We start from the raw sequence: 567 nt of genomic DNA on the forward strand, positions 1-567 counted from the left end.
AAAAAAGGATGGTAACAAAGCCAGGTACCGCCCAAGGAAGAATAAAGATTGCACGGATCAGAGGCTTAAATTTAAGGTCTTTTTGGTTAACCAGAATCGCCAACAGAACCCCGACTGTGCATTGCAATGTTGATGCAACTAATGTCCAAACGACTGTCCACTGCAACACATCGATAAAAGTGTTACGCCACAAGTTAATTTGGAAAATGTTGAAGAAGTTCTTCAATCCAACCCAGTCAACCAGCTTCGCAGGCGGTGAGTTGTAAAGGTTGTAGTTAGTAAAACCAATCGCAAAACCAAAGATGATCGGAAACACAACAACAAAGACTAAAAGGATAAAACCCGGACTTATCATCAGATACGGGAAGCCAGCATTGATGACATTGCGATACTGAACACGAAGTGAGTTCAGTGGGCGGCCTTCATCAAGCAGTTGACCGTTTTTGTAGGCGTCATTAATGCTGAGTACATAAACCGCTAAACCAAATACCACCACTAGCGAAGCAATAATGCCTTCTGCGAGTAGGAAAACTGAGTTGTCCTCTGGTAGGTTTTCGCCAAGTGTGA

The 567-nt window shown here is 43.2% G+C and carries 1 protein-coding gene; it reads right to left on the reverse strand.

The genetic code is table 11. The annotated features are described in order from the left end of the window. The coding region (locus R7Q09_RS27330; protein WP_318144105.1) for a sugar ABC transporter permease at window positions 1-567 on the reverse strand (567 nt) is incomplete at both ends.

This window comes from Vibrio sp. 2130-1, from assembly GCF_033339515.1.